A 17,594-nucleotide genomic window follows, 5' to 3' on the forward strand; every position below is an offset into this window, starting at 1 on the left:
TGCGTCTGTCACTGGCGAAGTCGGGCCAGACCCGCTAGCTAGTTCCACCCCAGTCAGACGATGATGGTGACATGCTCGCGCCGGTGATTTCCATTCTGCCCTTCGCCTTTGCCTTTCTCGTCATTTTCGGCGCCTTGAGCGATCTGTCCACGTTCCGGATCCCCAATTGGGTATCCTACGGGCTCGTATTGCTGTTCTGCATCCACGCCTTCCTTCTCTGGCTGACCGAGCCCTACATGCCCACCATGTCCTTCCGGGTGCCGGCTTCTGCCTACAATTTTGCAATCGGTTTCGCCGTCCTCGTCGTCTCCATCATCTTCTGGCGGCGTGGCTATATCGGCGGTGGCGACGCCAAGTACCTCGCTGCCACCTCATTGTGGATGGGGCCGGTCGGCGTCGTCCAGTTCATGGTCATCCTTTCGGCCCTGGCGCTGATCATGGCGCTCATCCTGAAGATCTCGGCAAGCTGGGGGTTCCTGGTGCATGCCGGGGGCTTGCCGGCTTTCGTGAAGCGCCTCTATGCCAAGTTCGAGGACAACCAGCTGCCCTATGGTTTCCCCATCGGCGTGGCGGCACTGATCATGATCCCCGAAATCTTCAAGCTCTGAGGGCGCAATGCTGCCGTACTTGCAAGACGCCGGGAATTGCTCGATAGATTTCGGCCTTCATTGCAAGAGCGGGTTCCGGCAGGCCGATGGGCGACACATGGAGGCGATTCCGCCGCGACAGGCTGGCGTTGGCGGGGTTGGTGGTCATCTTCATCTTCGCCGCGGCCGCCCTCTTCGCCCCGGTGATCGCACCCTACAATCCTTCTGAACAGTTCTTCGACGGGTTGACCCTGGAAGGCTCGCCCCTGCCGCCCGGCTGGCGCTTCTGGTTCGGCACCGACACCAATGGCCGTGACCAGTTCTCGCGTCTCGTCTATGGCGCCCAGACCTCTCTGTTGATCGGCATCGTCGCCAACGGGATCGCCGTTGCGGTGGGGACCGCCCTTGGCCTCGTCGCCGGCTACCTGCGCGGCTGGTCCGGGGCCGCCATCATGCGCCTCACCGACCTGATGATGGCCTTCCCGCCGCTGTTGCTGGCGATCGCGCTCGCCGCCATCCTCAAGCCCGGCCTCAACATCGTCATCCTCGTCATCGCGCTCGTGAACTGGGTGCAGATCGCGCGCGTGATCTACACCGAAACGGTCTCGCTCTCGGAGCGTGAATACATTGAGGCGGCGCGCGCGCTGGGTGCGGGCAACGCGCGCATCCTGCTGCGCCACCTGCTGCCGCACCTGATCCCGACGGTGATCGTCTATGCCACACTCGGGATCGCCACCACGGTGCTGCTGGAGGCGATGCTCTCCTTCCTCGGCCGCGGCGTGCAGCCGCCGACACCTGCCTGGGGCATGATGATCTTCGAGAGCCAGTCCTATTTCCTCAACGCGCCCTGGCTCGTCTTCATTCCCGGCGCCGCGATCCTCATTCTCGCGCTGGCATTCAACCTGGTGGGCGACGGGTTGCGCGACGCGCTGGACCCCACCCAGCGCGGGAGGGGCTGATGCTGGGCTATCTCGCCAGGCGCCTCGCTGCCTCCGTGCTGATCCTGCTTGGCGTCTCGATCGTCACCTTCGGCCTCACCTTCATGATCCCGGCCGATCCCGTGGCGATGATCGCCGGCCGCAACTCCACCCCGCAGATGCGCGAGCAGATCCGCGAGCAGCTTGGCATGAACAAGCCAGTGCCAGAACAATATGCGCGCTACCTCGGCCGCCTTGTCACCGGCGATCTCGGCATCTCCTATGCGCGCAAGTCGGAAGTGGCGCCGCTCATCGCCTCGCGACTGCCACCCACGCTGCTGCTCATGCTCGGTGCCATCATCGCGGAACTGCTGATCGGCATTCCCGCCGGCATCTATGCCGCCACGCGCCGCGGCCGCTTCGGCGACAAGGCGGCGATGACGCTGTCCTTCCTTTCCGTCTCCACTCCGCAATTCGTGCTGGGGCTCACCCTGCTCTATCTCTTCGCTTACTTGTGGAACTGGTTCCCGCTCGGCGGCTACGGCAAGCTTTCGAACCTCGTGCTGCCAGCGCTCACGCTGGGTCTCGCCGGCGGCGGCTGGTATTCGCGCATGATGCGCTCCTCGATGATCGAGGTCTTGCGCAATGACTATATCCGCACGGCCCGCGCCAAGGGCATGAGCGAATGGCGGGTGGTCATGAAGCATGGCTTCCGTAACGCCATCCTGCCGATCGTGGCGATGATCGGCCTCGACGTCGGCATCTTCATGTCGGGCGTGGTGGTGGTGGAGAATGTCTTCGGCTGGCCCGGCATCGGCCAGCTGATGTGGCAGGCCATCCAGTCGCTGGACATTCCCGTCATCATGGGCGTCACCATCGTGGCGGCCTGCTTCATCGTGCTCGGCAACCTCATCGCCGACCTCGTCTCGCCGCTGATTGACCCGCGCATCCGCTTGCGCTGAAATGACGTACACAAACGATTAGAACAAAACAGGGAGAAGCTCGATGAAGAAACTGCTGATTTCGGCCGTTGCGGCCATTGCCCTCATGGCAGCCGCCCCGCTCGCCATGGCGGACGCCCCCAAGCAGGGCGGCCAGGCCACCATCACCTTCAACAACGACCTGACCACGCTGGACCCGCAGGTGGGCTATGACTGGCAGAACTGGTCGGTCATCAAGTCGATCTTCGACGGGCTGATGGACTACAAGCCCGGCACCACCGAGCTCGAGCCGGACCTGGCCGAGAGCTACACCGTCTCGGATGACGGCCTCACCTACACCTTCAAGCTGCGGGACGGTGTCAAATTCCACAACGGCCGGCCGATGACCTCCGCCGACGTCAAGTATTCCTTCGAGCGCGCGGTGAACCCCGCGACGCAGAGCCCGGGCGGCGGCTATTTCGGCATGATCGCCGGCTATGACGACGTGGCGGGCGGCAAGGCCACCACGCTGTCAGGGATCGAGACGCCCGACGACAAGACGGTGATCTTCAAGCTCACCCGGCCGGATGCCACCTTCCTGCACCTGATGGCCATCAACTTCGGCTATGTCGTGCCGAAGGAGGAAGTCGAGAAGGCGGGTGCCGACTGGGGCAAGAAGCCGGTGGGCACGGGCGCCTTCAAGTTCGTCGAATGGGTGCCGGGCCAGTCGATCAAGCTCGAGCGCAACAAGGACTACTACAAGGCGAACACGCCCTATCTCGATGGCATCACCTTCGAGTTCGGCCAGGACCCCACCGTCGCGGTGCTGCGCCTCAAGAAGGGCGAGATCGACATCGTGGGCGACGGCATCCCGCCCGCGCAGTTCGCCGAACTGATGGCGGACGCCGCCAACAAGGACCTGATCGCCGAGGGCGACCAGCTGCACACCGGCTACGTCACCATGAATGTCACCCAGCCGCCCTTCGACAACGTGAAGGTGCGCCAGGCGGTGAACATGGCGATCAACAAGGACCGCATCGTGCGGCTCATCAACAACCGCGCGGCTCCGGCTTCCCAGGCACTCCCGCCCGCCATGCCCGGCTACAACCCCGACAACAAGGGCTATGCCTATGATCCCGAAGGCGCCAAGAAGCTTCTCGCCGAAGCGGGCGTGGGCGAGATCACGACCGAGCTCTACGTGATGAACGTCGATCCCAACCCGCGCATCGCGCAGGCGATCCAGCAGGACCTCGCGGCCGTCGGCATCAAGGCCGAGATCCGCTCGCTGGCCCAGGCGGAAGTCATCGCCGCCGGTGGTGCGGGCAAGGCGCCGATGATCTGGTCGGGCGGCATGGCCTGGATCGCCGACTTCCCGGATCCTGCCAACTTCTACTACGGCATCCTTGGCTGCGCGGGTGCGGTGGAAGGCGGCTGGAACTGGTCGCGCTACTGCAACAAGGCACTGGACGAGCGCGCCACCAAGGCCGACGCCATGGTGAAGGACGACCAGAAGGACGCCCGCATCGCCGAGTGGAAGGCCGTCTTCGACGACGTGCTGAAGGATGCGCCGTGGGCGCCCATCTTCAACGAGAAGCGCTTCACCTACCACTCAGAGCGACTGGGCGGCGACCCGGCGCTCTTCACCGACCCGATCCACATTCCGGTGAACTACGACTACATCTACGCCAAAGACGCTCAGTAGGCTGATCAAACCGGACATGCTCCCTTCCTTGTCGGGAAGGGAGCATTGTCATTGAGGGCACCATGCACAAGCACGTCTGCAACCACACGATCCACGACCACCAGTGCCATTTCGGCTGGAACCGCGACAACCCGCCGGTCATCCGCATTGCCCCCGGCGAGACGGTGGAATTCCACCCCGTCGATTCCTCCGGCGGCCAGCTCAATGCCAGGTCGACGCTCGCCGATCTCAATGCGCTGGACTTCGGCAAGGTCAACCCCGTTGCGGGCCCCGTCTACATCGAGGGCGCTGAGCCCGGCGATGCCATCAAGGTGACGCTGCTCGACTTCGCGCCCTCGGGCTGGGGCTGGACGGCGAACATCCCGGGCTTCGGCCTGCTGGCGGACCAGTTCAAGGACCCCGCGCTCCACATCTGGAAATATGACGCAACGAGCCTCGCGCCCGCCATGTTCGGCCCCGGCGGCCGCGTGCCGCTGAAGCCCTTCTGCGGCACCATCGGTCTCGCACCGGCGGAGGCCGGGCAGCATTCCGTCGTGCCGCCGCGCCGCATGGGTGGCAACATGGACATCCGCGACATGGCGGCGGGCACCGAGCTCTATCTCCCCGTCGAAGTGGCGGGCGGGCTGTTCAGCGTCGGCGACACGCACGCTTGCCAGGGTGACGGCGAAGTCTGCGGCACCGCCATCGAAAGCCCCTGCTCGGTGCAGGCGAAGTTCGAACTCGTCAAGAACGCCAACCTGCCCTTCCCGCGTTTCACCACGCCGGGGCCTGTGTCGCGCCATCTCGACGTGAAGGGATACGAGGTGACCACCGGCATCGGCCCGGACCTGATGGAAGGGGCGAAGGCCGCCGTCTCCGGGATGATCGACCTCCTGTCCAGGCGCTACAACATGAATGCGGTCGACGCCTACATGCTGTGCTCGGTCTGCGGCGACCTGCGCATCAGCGAGGTGGTGGACATGCCGAACTGGGTCGTCTCCTTCTACTTCCCGCGTGTCGTGTTTGAATGAGCGACCACGCCCTGCTCCGCGTCGAAGGCCTGACGGTCGGCTTCAACACGGAGCAGGGACCCGTCCGGGTCACCGAGGATGTCTCCTTCGAACTGAAGGCCGGCCACACGCTGGGCCTCGTGGGCGAGTCGGGCTGCGGCAAGAGCGTCACGGCGCAGACCATCATGCGCCTGCTGCCGAGCCCCCCTTCGCGCATCGATGCAGGGCGCATCCTGTTCGAGGGCAAGGACCTCGCCACCGCCTCGCAGCGCGAGATGCAGAAGATCCGCGGCGACCGCATCGGCATGGTGTTCCAGGAACCGATGACCAGCCTGAACCCCACGCTCCGCATCGGCGAGCAGATCGCCGAGCCGTTGATGCTGCATCGTGGCATGACGCGGGCAAAGGCAGATGAAGAGGTGGTCAAGGTCCTGAAGCAGGTCGGCATCGGCAATGCCGAACGCCGGCTGCTGCAATATCCGCATGAGCTGTCGGGCGGCCTGCGCCAGCGCGTGATGATCGCGATCGCCATCATCTGCAAGCCGCAGCTGCTGATCGCCGACGAGCCGACCACGGCGCTGGACGTAACCATCCAGGCGCAGATCATGGAACTCCTGAAGGCACTGCAGAAGGAGCTGGGCCTCGCCGTGCTGCTGATCACCCATGACCTCGGCATGGTGGCCGAGATGTGCGAGACCATCGCCGTCATGTATGCCGGCCGCATCGTCGAGACCGGGCGCACGGCGGATGTCTTCGCCAGGCCGCATCATCCCTACACCCATGGCCTGCTGAACTCCTCGCCGCGCCGTGCGAAGAAGGGCGAGCGCCTGCCCTCGATCCCCGGACTCGTGCCACCGCCCGGCGCGCGCGGAACTGGCTGCAGCTTCGCCGCGCGCTGCCCCAATGTGCTGGAGCGCTGCCGGGCCGAAGCGCCGCCGCTGATCCCGCAGGGCAATGATGCCGCCGCCTGCTGGAACCCCATGCCATGACGGCGCTGCTCGAAGCACGGGGCCTCTCGAAATTCTTTCCCGCGCGGGACGGCAAGGGCCTCGTCCGCGCCGTCAACGACGTGAGCCTGTCATTGGCCCCCGGCGAGACGCTGGGCATCGTCGGTGAATCCGGCTGCGGCAAGTCCACGCTGGCCCGCATGCTGATGCGGCTGATCGAGCCATCCGAGGGCAAGGTGCTGCTGGAGGGCGAGGACCTGCTGTCGCTTGCGAAGGGCGCCATGCGCCAGCGCCGCAGGGATATTCAGATCGTGTTCCAGGACCCCTATGCCTCGCTCGACCCGCGCATGTCGATCGCCCAGATCATCGCGGAGCCGCTCGACATCCACGGCATCGGCACGAAGGCGGAGCGGGCCGCAAAGGTGAAGGACCTGATCGACCTCGTCGGTCTCGATCCATCCGCCGCCTCGCGCTACCCGCATGAATTCTCGGGCGGCCAGCGCCAGCGCATCGGCATCGCGCGGGCCATCGCGCTTGAACCGAAGCTGGTGGTTCTGGACGAGCCGGTCTCCGCCCTCGACGTGTCGATCCAGTCGCAGATCCTCAACCTGCTCGACGACCTCAAGTCCAGGCTGCGGCTCTCCTATATCTTCATCTCGCATGATCTCTCGGTGGTGCAGCATGTGAGCGACCGCGTGGCGGTGATGTATCTGGGGCGCATCGTCGAGGAAGGTCCGGCCGAGGCCGTGCTCGGCGCGCCGCGCCACCCCTATACGCAGGCGCTGATGTCCGCCATTCCGGAAATCGACCCCACCAGGCGCAAGTCACACCAGCTTCTGCCGGGTGACCCGCCCAACCCCGAGAACATTCCGTCGGGCTGCCCCTTCCACCCGCGCTGCCCCATCGCGCAGGACATTTGCCGCACGGAACCACCCGCCTTCCGCACGGCAGGCGCATCCCGCGCGCGCTGCCATTTCGCGGGCGAGACTTAAGGTCGCGCCCGCCGCCTTACGAAGAGCGGCGCATAGACCACGGCGAAGAGCAGGAAGGCCAGCACCCAGCAGGTGGCGGCGAGGTGGAGGAGCCAGTCCGCCTGCGGCAGCAGTCCAGCTCCCACCCGCGCCAGGGCCGCGGTCGCCGCCAGCACATAGATCCCCGTGATCCGCCAGTCGGCATGCAGCGGCAGGCCGCTGTGGCCGAGGCTGGCGCGCGTCATCACGGCGAGGGTCATCAGCACGATCGCCCCCACCGTCCAGGTATGGAGCCCCGCGGATTGCGGCACGGCCTCCGGAAACAGCACGGAGGCTGCCACGGCGAAGAAGCCGAGCGGCAGGAAAAGGTAAGCCAGGTGCAGGATGGCCACCAGCGGTTCGGCAAGGCTGCGCCAGCCGGCCCAGCGCGACAACCGCCAGAGATTGCCGATGCCAGCAGCCAGCATGGCCAGCGCCGTGGCGATCGAAAGCGGCATGACGAGCCACAGCAGAAGGGCAAGGGCGGTGACGGCGATGATCACCTTGTCGTCGCCGTCGAACGGCATCGGCAACACACCGGGCGCACGGCGCACCAGCCAGTTGCGGGTGAAGCTGGGGATGATGCGTCCGCCGATCACCGCGATCAGCAGCACGGCGCTGGCAAGGCCGATGCGCAGCCCGAGGCTGTCATGCGCGCTTCCGCCGCTCATCATCTCCGCATGATAGACGGCATTGCCGGCCAGGAGCAGGCCCACCATCAGCAGAACCTTGAGGTTGCGCCAGTTGCGGCCGGCCACGATCTCACGCCCCAGCATGAAGATCAGGAGCACGAGAAAGCCGAGGTCGATGGCGGCGGTCGGCAACGGCGGAAGATGGGCGGAAAGGAACACCGCGATGCGCCCCGCCGCCCAGCTGCACCACAGCACGGCAAGCGGCAGGCCGGTGATGGGCAGCCGCCCCGTCCAGTTCGGCACGGCCGTAAGCATGAAACCCGCCACCACGGCGCTCAGATAGCCCCACAGGAATTCATGCGCATGCCACTCCACGGCGCCAAAGGCCGAGGGGATGGACCAGAGGCCGGACAGCGCCCCGATCCAGGCCAGCATGGCCAAGGCGGCGAACAGCGCCGCGCCGAGGAAGAAAGGCCGGAAGCCGTAGCCGAGGATCTGTGGTCCGGTCCAGGCCCGTATGCGCTGTGCCGATGTCGTCATCTCAACTCACCCCCGGCTCACGCCTGGGCGCTGGTGCAGCGTGGCGCAGGGCCGTGTTCGAAGCGCGGAAAGAGGACCTCGTTCTCGAGCCGCATCTGTTCACGCAACGCGGCGCAGAGTTCCGCCACGCCCTGGTAGAGCCGCCGCCAGGATCCGCAGGCCGCCACCGGCGGCACGAAGTCATGGGCGAGCTCCTGCACCCTGTCGAGTTCCGCCGCATAATCCTGGTGCTCGGTCCGCATCACGCCGATGGGATGGACGAGCGCGCTGCCGATCTCCTGCTGCATTGCCCGGAAAACGACCGCCTCCTCGACCTGCATGTGCATGTCGAGTTCCAGCGCCACGTGTTCCAGTGCATCGGCGAGGCCAAGCGGGGCGGCCGGGACGTCGTGGTGCACGTGCTCGACCTTGCGTGCGAGCGCGATCAGCTCCGGCAGCACCCGCCGGTGCGCCGCCTGGTAGCGCCCGGCGATGAGGGCGAGAAGGTCATCGGTGCTCATGGCATGGGCCGAACGGGGGGTGAGGCTGGTCATGGGTCGCTCCTGCGCTGCTCTGCCCCTTCACTAGGGCAAGGGCCGGGAATGGTGTTTGTGCTGGCGCAAACCCGCCCACGACCGCCCCGGAGTTTGCGGTCGCGCAATGCCGCGGACCGGCTTCGGCGCTAGACACCATCATCGGGCGGCCTGCCCATGGAGTTGAACATGACGGAACCGAACATCACGCTGGCCACGCCGGTGGATGGCATCATGCGCCGGTGGCCCGCCACCATCAGGTCCTTCCTCGACCACCGCATGAACTGCCCCGGCTGCCCGATCGCCTGCTTCCACTCGGTGGCCGACGCCTGCCGCGAGCACCATGTGGACGCCGAGGCCTTCCTCGCTGGCCTGCGTATCCGCACGGCCGAGGCCGCCTAGCGCCTCAGCCGCCGTGGCCTTCGGCCAGCATGAAGATGCGGTGCGGATCCCTGAGCGTGATCTTCTGGCGCCCGCTCTCGACGAGGCCGCGCTCCTCCCAGGCGCTCAGCACGCGGCTCACGGTGTGGAGCGTCGCACCCGTCATCTCCGCCACGTCCTGGCGCGAGATCGGGAAGTCGATCTGGATTCCCGCCTCGACCTTGCGGCCGGACTGCTGGGCCAGCCGCAACAGCGCATGGGCAATACGGCGCTCCACCTGCTCGGTGGACATCTCGACCACGCGCGTCTGCGCATCCTGAAGCCTGCTGCCCACGGTGCGCAGCGTATTGGCGAGAAGGGCGGGATAGCGCTCCGACAGGCGCGGCCACACGGCGTTGGGCCAGACGAGCGCCACGCTGTCCACCACGGCCAGGGCGGTGGCAGGGTAGGTGGAACGGCCCAGCGCCATTGCCACCCCGAAGATTTCACCCGGCGAAATATAACGCACCACCACCTGCTGGCCGTCCGGCGTCAGGCGGAAGACACGCAGGTGGCCATGCAGCAGGAGATAGAAGAACGCCGCCTCGCGATCCTGCTGGAAGACTTCGCTGCCCTTGGCATACCGCACCGACTGCGCCTCGCTCAGCACGTCCTGCTGCTGCTCCGGCGTCAGGCCCTGGAAGGCGTCAAGGCTGGCGATCAGCGATCTGTCGAGTGCAGGCAAGGCAACCTCCGCGCGCGATGCAGCAGAACCATGACGGCAGAATAGGCGCGATGCGCCGCTTCCCTCAACTCTTTCCGCCGCGTGTGACGAGTACCATTGCCGCTTCGCCGCAAACGTGCAGAATCGCAGCCGCCTGCCGGAGGCCACATCATGCATCACGCTCCCCACCTCACACGCCGTCATCTTCTTGCCCTTGCTGCGGCGACGGTGCTGCCCGCTCCGCTGGCCATGGGCGCCGCCGCAGATGAGCTGTCGCGGCTGCTGGCGGAGCGCTGGACCGCGCGCTACGGCGGCAAGCCCGGAGGCCTCACGCTGCTGGCACTCACGCCGAGGGGCGATTTCTTCGCAACGACGCTGGAGGGCGTCACGGCGAAGAGCCATTTCCGTGGCGCCAGCACGACCAAGACCTTCACCGCCGCGGCCATCATGCTGCTGGACCAGCGCGGGCTGCTGAAGATCGATGACGTGCTGACCGCCACCATGCCGGGCAAGAGCGAACCCTACCTGCCGGACACACCCGCCTTCGCCATCCCTCACAAGGCAGACATCACCATCCGCCAGCTCCTCAGCCACCGTGCCGGCGTCTTCGACCTCGCCAACCAGGACATTCCGGCGGACAAGCCCGTGCCCTATGCCGGCAAGCGCTATGTCGACTGGGCGGTGGAGCAGGACGCGCAGCACAGCTTCACCAAGCCGGAGCTGATCGGCGTGGTGGCGGAAACCCAGGTGTCGAACGCCGCGCCGGGTGCGGGCTACGGCTATTCCGACACCCACTACACGCTGCTCGGCGAAATCGTTGAACGTGTCTCAGGCCTACCACTCGACCAGTTCAAGCGCACCGAACTGCTGACGCCCAACGGGTTGGACGATACGCAGTTCATCATCGATGGCCATACCTCGAAGCTGCCGCCGCCCGCCATCGGCGCCTTCTCGCTGGAGCAGGGAAAAGCCATTCCCATGGATGACTATAATTATTCCTATGATCCCGGCTCCGGCAACGTCTTCACCACGCCGGCCGATCTGGTGCGCTGGATCAGGCTGCTGGTGCGCGGCGAGGCGGGCGTCTCGAAGCCGCAGGTCGCGCGCATGACCGAGGTTTTGCCGGACTCGCATTACGGGCTCGGCCTCTCCACCAAGTCGGCCGGCACCTACGATCTGGGCTATGGCCACAATGGCGGCACGCCGGGTTTCCTCACCGACCTCGCCTACAACCCGGCCAATGACATGGGCTATGTGCTGGTCTCGTCGCTCATCGACTTCGACGACCTGCGCGGGCAACTGGGCTGGATGGACGAGGTCGCGGCAGAGGCCCTGCAGCAGATCGCGAAGGGCCAGGGGGCCGACTAGTCCTGCAGGCACGCTTGCCGCTGCCGTGGCGCTGGACAATAGTCCCGCGGCAATGACCCGACTGACCCAGAAGCGCCGCAGCCGCCACACCCCCGCCGAAGACGGAAGATCCGCGCCAGCCCGCGCGCCCTTCATCTCGCGCCAGCTCGACACCTTCAGCGTGCTGTCGCAGGAGGGCCTCGAACTCATCGAACGCAATGCCGACCGCATCCTGCAGGACACCGGGATGGAGTTTCACGGCGATCCCGAAATCCTCGACATCTTCCGAATGGCCGGCTGCACCGTCGAAGGCGCGCGCGTGCGCTTCGATCCCGGCTTCTGCCGCAGGACCATTCAGGCCACAGCACCCCGCCAGTTCACCCAGCATGCGCGCAATGCGGCCAACAGCGTGCAGCTCGGCGGCAATGCCACCGTTCTCTGCCCCTCCTGGGGGCCGCCCTTCGTGCATGATCTCGACCGCGGCCGCCGCTATGCCTCCCACGCCGATTTCGTCGAACTGGTGAAGCTGCACCAGAGCCTGCCCTGGCTGCACCATTCGGGAGGCGTCGTCTGCGAGCCCGTGGACCTTCCCGCCAACAAGCGCCACCTCGACATGCTCTATGCCCATATCCGCTGGTCGGACCGGGCCTTCATGGGCGCCTTCATCGGGGCGGAGCGCGCCGGCCACGCCATCGACATGGCGCGCATTCTGTTCGGCGCCGATTACGTGGCCGAACACCCCGTGCTCTATTGCGTGTCCAACACCAATGCGCCGTTGGTGCTCGATTCGCACATGTCGGGCGCGCTCAAGACCTATGCCCGCGCCAACCAGCCTGTGGCCTGCACGCCCTGGGTTCTCACCGGCGCGATGAGCCCCACCACCGTGGCCGGCACGCTGGCCCAGGTGCTGGCCGAGGCCACCGCCTGCCTCGCCCTCGTGCAGCTGATCAATCCCGGTGCCCCCTGCCTCATGGGCAGCTTCGCCTCCACCATGTCGATGCAGTCGGGCGCCCCCACCTTCGGCACGCCGGAGGCGGGGCTGATGGTGCTGGCCGCCGGCCAGCTCGCCCGCCGCCTTGGCGTGCCGCTGCACACGGTGGGAACGCTCTCGGCCTCCAAGCTCCCCGATGCGCAGAGCCAGCAGGAGGCGGCCTGGGGCCTGCTCATGTCGATGTTCGCCGGCGCCAACCTCATCAACCACGCCACCGGCTGGCTCGAGGGCGGCCTCGTCACCTCCTACGAGAAGACGCTGATCGACCACGACATCTGCGGCAAGGTGGCGCGCTTCTTCGACGGCATCGACCTGAGCGAGAACGCCCAGGCGATGGATGCGATCGCACTCACCGGCCCCGGCCAGCATTTCCTCGGCAGCGATCACACGCGGCTCAACTTCATGTCGGCCCTGTTCCGCCCCTGGACGGCCGACAACAACTCCTTCGAGCAGTGGCAGGCCGAGGGCGGCAAGGATGCCGCGACGCGGGCCAACGCCCTGTGGAAGAAGCAGCTCGAGCGCTATGAAGATCCCGGTCTCGACCCGGCCATCGACGAGGCGCTGAAGGACTACGTTGCGAAGGTGAAATCCTCTATGCCGGATGTGAATTATTTCTGATGCCCAGCGTCATCATCATCGGCGGCGGCGCAGTGGGGCTGAGCGTGGCCTATCACCTGGGCCAGCGCGGCGCCACGGACGTGGTGCTGCTGGAGCGCAACCAGCTCACCTCCGGCACCAGCTGGCACGCGGCCGGCATCGTGGGCCCGCTGCGCGCCACCGCCAGCATGACACGACTCGCTTCTCATGCCCTCACCCTCTTCCCGCGCCTCGAGGAAGAGACCGGCATGAGCACCGGCTATCGCCGCACCGGCGGCTATTGGCTGGCCCGCGTGCCTGAGCGCATGGACGAGCTGACGCGCATCTGCAGCGTCGGCCGCCACATGGGCCTGACGCCCTCGATCATCGCGCCGCAGGACGTTGCCATTCCGCAGCTTGCCCTCGCCGATCACGTCGGCGCGCTGATGGTGCCGGAGGATGCCAACGTCAACCCGGTCGATCTCTGCATGGCCTATGCCAGGGCGGCGAAGAACCATGGCGTCATGATCCGCGAGAACACCGGCGTGCGCCGCATCCTCACCCAGCACGGGCGCGCCACCGGCGTCGAACTTACCGACGGCAGCACGCTAGCCGCCGACAAGGTGGTGCTCTGCGCCGGTGCCTGGTCGAAGACGCTGGCGGATGCGGCAGGCGTGGCACTGCCGCTGCAGGCGGTGGAACACATGTACATCGTCACAGAGCCCATGCCCGGGTTTCCCAACCCCTTCCCCGTGGTGCGCGACCTCGACCGCGGCATCTATGTGAAGGGTGATGCCGGCCGGCTCGTCATCGGCGGCTTCGAGCCGGATGCTAAGCCATGGGACCCCCAGGGCCCGGAAGGCGACCGCGCCTTCCTCGAGATGCCGGAGGACTGGGACCAGTTCGCCCCCTTCATGGAAGCGGCGCTCGCCTTGATCCCGCAGCTGGCGGAGACCGGCATCCAGCGCTTCATGAACGGCCCCGAGAGCTTCACCGCCGACACCCGCCCCTATATCGGCGAGACGCCGGAGGTCGATGGCCTCTATGTCGCCGCCGGCATGAATTCGGTGGGCATCATGAGTTCCGCCGGCATCGGCGACGTGCTGGCCGACTGGATCATTACCGGCGAAGAGCCGCGCGACCTGTGGGGCGTCGACATCGCGCGTGCCGACCCGAGGACGGCCTCTGGCGCGCACATGCGCGAGCGCATGCGCGAGGCGGTATCGGACCTCTTCGCGGTGCACTGGCCCTTCAAGCAGCCGCGTGCCGGGCGCGGCCTGCGCAAGTCTCCCCTGCATGATCGCTGGGCCGCGCAGGGCGCCGTCTTTGGCCTCACCGTGGGCTGGGAACGCGGCCTGTGGTATGCGCGGAACGAGGCCGAGCGCGACCTTCCCTATTCGGTGGACGGCGCGCAGCCCTGGCAGGCGCTTGCCGAACGCGAGGCCGCGGTCATGCAGCACGGCGCCGCGCTGCTCGACCTGACGCCCTTCACCAAGATCGATGTAGCAGGCCCCGACGCCCTGGTGCTCCTCAACCACCTCGCCGCCGCGCAGATGGACGTGGGCATCGGGCGCGCCGTCTACACGCCGCTGCTCAACTCCAGGGGCGGCATCGAGGCGGACGTCACCGTCACGCGGCTTGCGGCGGACCAGTTCCGCCTCGTCTCCGGTGCTGCCACGCGCCGCCGCGACCTGGCGCTGCTGCGCCGGGCCGCGAAGGACCGCGACGTCACCATCACGGATCGCACCGAGGACTTCTGCGTCATCGGCGTGATGGGTGCCGGGTCACGCTCCATGCTTGCGCGGCTCGCCGGGGAGGACTGGACGGATTTTCCCTTCTCCACCTCACGCGCCGCCACCATCGCCGGCGCCACCTGCCTTGCCACGCGCATTTCCTATGTGGGCGAACTCGGCTGGGAGATCACCATCGCGAACGGAGAGGCGCCTCAGGTCTTCGATGCCCTCATCGCCGCGGGCGCAAAGCCCATGGGGCACCATGCGCTCAATGGCTGCCGCATCGAAAAGGGCTATCGCCACTGGGGCCATGATCTCGGCCCGGAGATCACGCCGTTGGAGGCGGGCCTCGGCTTCACCATCGACTGGGCCAAGGACTTCCGCGGCAAGCCCGCACTCGAAAGGCAGAGGCAGCAGGGCCTCACGCAACGGATGGTGCTGCTCTCGGTCGAGGGCAGCCCGCTGGTGGTGCATGACGAGCCGGTTATGGAACATGGCGCCGTCGTGGGCCTCACCACATCGGGTGCGCGGGGTGCTCGCACCGGGCTGACGCTCGCCCTTGCACTGGTGAAGGTGGCACCGGGCGAGACCGCCGCCCAAACCGCCCAGCGCAACTTCGAAGTCGAGATCGCCGGATCAAGATACAAGGCAGCCGTGCTTGCGCGGCCGCCACATGATCCGCGCGGTGAAAGGATGACGGCATGACGGACGTGAATGTGGTGATCATCGGCGGCGGCGCCATGGGCTGCTCGCTGCTCTATCACCTCGCCAAGGCGGGCTGGCAGGACATCGTGCTGGTCGAGAAGAACGACCTCACCCACGGTTCCACCTGGCATGCCGCGGGCCTGTGCACGCACTTCGCCCACAACCCCACGATTCAGGAACTGCGCGCCACCTCGGTGCGGCTCTACCGCGACATCCTGCCTGAGGAGACGGGCGAGAGCTGCGGCTTCCACCGCTCCGGCGCCATGCGCGTCACCCGTAATCCGGACCGCATGGACGAGTTCCGCCACGTCGCGGGCCTCTCGGAGTTCACCGGCTATCCGCTCGAGATCATCGACCAGGAGCGCATCGCGGAGCTGCATCCGCTCGCCGTGCGCGATGGCCTGCTGGGCGGCATCTATGAACCCGACGACGGCCATGTCGATCCCTCGCTTGCCACCAACGCCATGGCCAAGGTGGCCCAGCGCCATGGCGCGGTGATCCAGCGCTATAACCCCGTGCATTCCATCCATCACGAGAATGGCCGCTGGGTGGTGGAAACGAAGAACGACACGCTCCGCGCGCTGCACATCGTCAATGCTGCGGGCACCTGGGGCTTCGAGGTCGGCCGCATGATGGGCGTCAACGTGCCCTCGGTGCCGGTCCTGCACCAGTATCTTGTCACCGACACCGTGCCAGCCATCGCCGAACGCCAGAAGAAGGGCCTGGCCGAGCTGCCCATCATCCGCGATCCGGAAGAAAGCTGGTACTGCCGGCAGGAGCGCGACGGCTTCATCCTCGGCCCTTATGAGAAGCAGGCGCAGGTCTGGTCGGTCGATGGCGTGCCGCCAGAGTTCGGCGCCGAGCTGATGGCGCCGGATCTCGACCGGGTGGAGCACATCATCGAGGCCGCCATGGCCCGCGTGCCCGCACTCGCCACGGCTGGCGTCAAGACGGTGGTCAACGGCCCCATCACCTTCACGCCCGATGCCAACCCGCTGATCGGCCCCGCCCATGGCGTGCCGAACGCCTGGCTGCTCACCGGCTCCTCCATGGGCGTGATGGAAGGCGGCGGCGCGGGCAAGTTCCTGGCGCACTGGATGACCCATGGCGCACCGCCCATGGATGCGCTCGCCGTCGACAGCCGGCGCTTCGGCCCCTGGGCCGATCGGCGCTATCGCGTCGACAAGGCCATCGAATGCTTCGGCCTGCAGTTCGGCGTGCACTATCCCTTCGAGGAGCGCCCCGCCGCCCGCAACCTGCGCACCTCAGCCTTGCATGAGCTGATGCTGGAGCGCGGTGCGGTGATGGGTGCGGCCCACGGCGCCGAGCGGCCGAACTGGTTCTCCTCCCGGCCGCATGACGAAACCCGCGACAGCTTCCGCCGCACCAACTGGTTCGAGGCGGTAGCGCGTGAAGTGGACTGCGTGACGAACCGCGTGGCACTGGCCGACCTCAGCGTCTTCTCCAAGTTCGACGTCACCGGGCCCGACACGCTGCGTTTCCTCGATGCGCTGGGCGCCAACACGCCTCCGAGGCCAGGCCGCATCGGACTCACCCACGCATTGACGCCCGCAGGGGGTGTCGCTTCCGAATTCACCGTCACCGTCTTCGCGCCGGAGCGGGCCTATCTCAACTCCGCCGCCGCGGCGGAGGAGATGGACCTCGACCTGCTCAGGACCCGCGCCCAGGGCTTCGACGTGCGCATTCGCAACCGCACCGATGAACTCGCGGTGATCGGCCTCATGGGTCCGCGTTCGGGTGACGTGCTGGGGAAGCTGGCCGATGTCACCGGCCTGTCATGGCTCTCGGCACGCGAGATGGACGTGGCCGGACTCCCTGTCCGCGTTCTACGAGTGTCCTATGTGGGCGAGAAGGGCTATGAGCTCCATCTCGACCGCGCCCATGCTGCGCAACTCTTCCTGGCGCTCGAGGAAGCCGGCAACGCTTTCGGCATCGGTCATTACGGGGCCTATGCCGCCAATTCCATGCGGCTGGAAAAGGGCTATCGCGGCTGGGGCATGGACCTGACGACGGAGCGAACGCCGCTGGAGACCGGCCTCGCCTTCCTGGTGAAGCCTGACGGCCGCGATTTCATCGGCCGCGATGCCTTGCTGAAGCGCCAGCCCGGCTGGGACATGGTGCTGCTCGAGATCGACACGGAGGGCGAGGTGGAGCCCTTCTATTCCCACACCGTCTTCGCCGCGGGCCGCCCCGTCGGCGTCGTCACCTCGGGGGCCTTTGGCCACCGCGTTCGCAAGTCTCTGGCCCTTTCCTTTCTGCGCGAGCGGGATATGCGGGAAGGGCTCACGGTGAAGTTGCTGGGAATCGAGCGGCCGGCCCGCATCCTCGCCCAGCCGCCCCACGACCCGCAGAACCTCAAGCTCAAGGCCTGACGGAGGAGT

At 66.7% G+C, this 17,594-nt stretch carries 15 protein-coding genes; 12 read left to right on the forward strand and 3 right to left on the reverse strand.

Features of this window, described 5'->3' with window-relative positions; genetic code table 11:
* Positions 1–71 precede the first annotated feature (71 nt).
* From DK847_RS19480 to DK847_RS19510, 7 genes are all read left to right on the forward strand, one after another.
* Positions 72–608 (forward strand): A24 family peptidase, encoded by a 537-nt coding sequence (locus DK847_RS19480; RefSeq protein ID WP_111200217.1) that lies wholly within the window; start codon positions 72–74, stop codon positions 606–608.
* 86 nt (positions 609–694) lie between these two features.
* Positions 695–1,546, forward strand: a complete 852-nt coding sequence (locus DK847_RS19485; protein ID WP_111200218.1) for an ABC transporter permease — start codon at positions 695–697, stop codon at positions 1,544–1,546.
* Positions 1,546–2,466: an ABC transporter permease gene (locus DK847_RS19490; RefSeq protein WP_111200219.1), complete on the forward strand. Its 921-nt coding sequence runs from the start codon at positions 1,546–1,548 to the stop codon at positions 2,464–2,466. Before DK847_RS19485 ends, DK847_RS19490 begins: the two co-directional genes overlap by 1 nt.
* Positions 2,467–2,509: 43 nt before the next feature.
* Positions 2,510–4,126: an ABC transporter substrate-binding protein gene (locus tag DK847_RS19495; RefSeq protein ID WP_111200220.1), complete on the forward strand. Its 1,617-nt coding sequence runs from the start codon at positions 2,510–2,512 to the stop codon at positions 4,124–4,126.
* Between the two features lie 62 nt (positions 4,127–4,188).
* Complete coding sequence (locus DK847_RS19500) at positions 4,189–5,136, forward strand: acetamidase/formamidase family protein (RefSeq protein ID WP_111200221.1); 948 nt, start codon at positions 4,189–4,191, stop codon at positions 5,134–5,136.
* Positions 5,133–6,104 carry an ABC transporter ATP-binding protein gene (locus DK847_RS19505; RefSeq protein ID WP_111200222.1) on the forward strand — a complete coding sequence of 324 codons (972 nt, stop codon included), beginning with the start codon at positions 5,133–5,135 and terminating at the stop codon, positions 6,102–6,104. The genes DK847_RS19500 and DK847_RS19505 overlap by 4 nt, the downstream gene beginning before the upstream one ends.
* Complete coding sequence (locus DK847_RS19510) at positions 6,101–7,054, forward strand: ABC transporter ATP-binding protein (RefSeq protein WP_111200223.1); 954 nt, start codon at positions 6,101–6,103, stop codon at positions 7,052–7,054. The genes DK847_RS19505 and DK847_RS19510 overlap by 4 nt, the downstream gene beginning before the upstream one ends.
* Here the strand turns inward: DK847_RS19510 and DK847_RS19515 are convergent.
* Positions 7,051–8,244 (reverse strand): NnrS family protein, encoded by a 1,194-nt coding sequence (locus DK847_RS19515; RefSeq protein ID WP_111200224.1) that lies wholly within the window; start codon positions 8,242–8,244, stop codon positions 7,051–7,053. The genes DK847_RS19510 and DK847_RS19515 overlap by 4 nt on opposite strands.
* Before the next feature lie 17 nt (positions 8,245–8,261).
* Positions 8,262–8,777: a hemerythrin domain-containing protein gene (locus tag DK847_RS19520; RefSeq protein WP_111200225.1), complete on the reverse strand. Its 516-nt coding sequence runs from the start codon at positions 8,775–8,777 to the stop codon at positions 8,262–8,264.
* 168 nt (positions 8,778–8,945) lie between these two features.
* Here DK847_RS19520 and DK847_RS19525 point away from each other — a divergent pair, with 168 nt between their 5' ends.
* Positions 8,946–9,158 carry a DUF1858 domain-containing protein gene (locus tag DK847_RS19525; RefSeq protein WP_111200249.1) on the forward strand — a complete coding sequence of 71 codons (213 nt, stop codon included), beginning with the start codon at positions 8,946–8,948 and terminating at the stop codon, positions 9,156–9,158.
* Between the two features lie 4 nt (positions 9,159–9,162).
* Here DK847_RS19525 and DK847_RS19530 read toward each other — a convergent pair whose 3' ends face one another.
* Positions 9,163–9,861, reverse strand: coding sequence for a Crp/Fnr family transcriptional regulator (locus DK847_RS19530; RefSeq protein ID WP_111200226.1), 699 nt, complete (start codon positions 9,859–9,861; stop codon positions 9,163–9,165).
* A gap of 150 nt (positions 9,862–10,011) precedes the next feature.
* Between DK847_RS19530 and DK847_RS19535 the strand changes: the two genes are divergently transcribed.
* The 4 genes from DK847_RS19535 to DK847_RS19550 are packed head-to-tail and all read left to right on the forward strand — an operon-like array spanning position 10,012 to position 17,585.
* Positions 10,012–11,208: a serine hydrolase domain-containing protein gene (locus DK847_RS19535; protein ID WP_146256199.1), complete on the forward strand. Its 1,197-nt coding sequence runs from the start codon at positions 10,012–10,014 to the stop codon at positions 11,206–11,208.
* A 52-nt stretch (positions 11,209–11,260) separates the two neighbouring features.
* Positions 11,261–12,796: a trimethylamine methyltransferase family protein gene (locus DK847_RS19540; protein ID WP_111200228.1), complete on the forward strand. Its 1,536-nt coding sequence runs from the start codon at positions 11,261–11,263 to the stop codon at positions 12,794–12,796.
* Positions 12,796–15,192, forward strand: a complete 2,397-nt coding sequence (locus DK847_RS19545) for a GcvT family protein (protein WP_111200229.1) — start codon at positions 12,796–12,798, stop codon at positions 15,190–15,192. The genes DK847_RS19540 and DK847_RS19545 overlap by 1 nt, the downstream gene beginning before the upstream one ends.
* Positions 15,189–17,585: a GcvT family protein gene (locus DK847_RS19550; RefSeq protein ID WP_111200230.1), complete on the forward strand. Its 2,397-nt coding sequence runs from the start codon at positions 15,189–15,191 to the stop codon at positions 17,583–17,585. Before DK847_RS19545 ends, DK847_RS19550 begins: the two co-directional genes overlap by 4 nt.
* The last annotated feature ends 9 nt before the right edge of the window (positions 17,586–17,594 follow it).

It is taken from the genome of Aestuariivirga litoralis, from assembly GCF_003234965.1.
In the GTDB taxonomy this organism is placed as follows: domain Bacteria; phylum Pseudomonadota; class Alphaproteobacteria; order Rhizobiales; family Aestuariivirgaceae; genus Aestuariivirga; species Aestuariivirga litoralis.

Excerpts from the sequence above, each read along its gene's own strand:
- DK847_RS19480 (WP_111200217.1), top strand. The coding sequence starts at position 72 with ATGCTCGCGCCGGTGATTTCCATTCTGCCCTTCGCCTTTGCCTTTCTC.
- DK847_RS19485 (WP_111200218.1), top strand. The coding sequence starts at position 695 with ATGGGCGACACATGGAGGCGATTCCGCCGCGACAGGCTGGCGTTGGCG.
- DK847_RS19490 (WP_111200219.1), top strand. The coding sequence starts at position 1,546 with ATGCTGGGCTATCTCGCCAGGCGCCTCGCTGCCTCCGTGCTGATCCTG.
- DK847_RS19495 (WP_111200220.1), top strand. The coding sequence starts at position 2,510 with ATGAAGAAACTGCTGATTTCGGCCGTTGCGGCCATTGCCCTCATGGCA.
- DK847_RS19500 (WP_111200221.1), top strand. The coding sequence starts at position 4,189 with ATGCACAAGCACGTCTGCAACCACACGATCCACGACCACCAGTGCCAT.
- DK847_RS19505 (WP_111200222.1), top strand. The coding sequence starts at position 5,133 with ATGAGCGACCACGCCCTGCTCCGCGTCGAAGGCCTGACGGTCGGCTTC.
- DK847_RS19510 (WP_111200223.1), top strand. The coding sequence starts at position 6,101 with ATGACGGCGCTGCTCGAAGCACGGGGCCTCTCGAAATTCTTTCCCGCG.
- DK847_RS19515 (WP_111200224.1), bottom strand. The coding sequence starts at position 8,244 with ATGACGACATCGGCACAGCGCATACGGGCCTGGACCGGACCACAGATC.
- DK847_RS19520 (WP_111200225.1), bottom strand. The coding sequence starts at position 8,777 with ATGACCAGCCTCACCCCCCGTTCGGCCCATGCCATGAGCACCGATGAC.
- DK847_RS19525 (WP_111200249.1), top strand. The coding sequence starts at position 8,946 with ATGACGGAACCGAACATCACGCTGGCCACGCCGGTGGATGGCATCATG.
- DK847_RS19535 (WP_146256199.1), top strand. The coding sequence starts at position 10,012 with ATGCATCACGCTCCCCACCTCACACGCCGTCATCTTCTTGCCCTTGCT.
- DK847_RS19540 (WP_111200228.1), top strand. The coding sequence starts at position 11,261 with ATGACCCGACTGACCCAGAAGCGCCGCAGCCGCCACACCCCCGCCGAA.
- DK847_RS19545 (WP_111200229.1), top strand. The coding sequence starts at position 12,796 with ATGCCCAGCGTCATCATCATCGGCGGCGGCGCAGTGGGGCTGAGCGTG.
- DK847_RS19550 (WP_111200230.1), top strand. The coding sequence starts at position 15,189 with ATGACGGACGTGAATGTGGTGATCATCGGCGGCGGCGCCATGGGCTGC.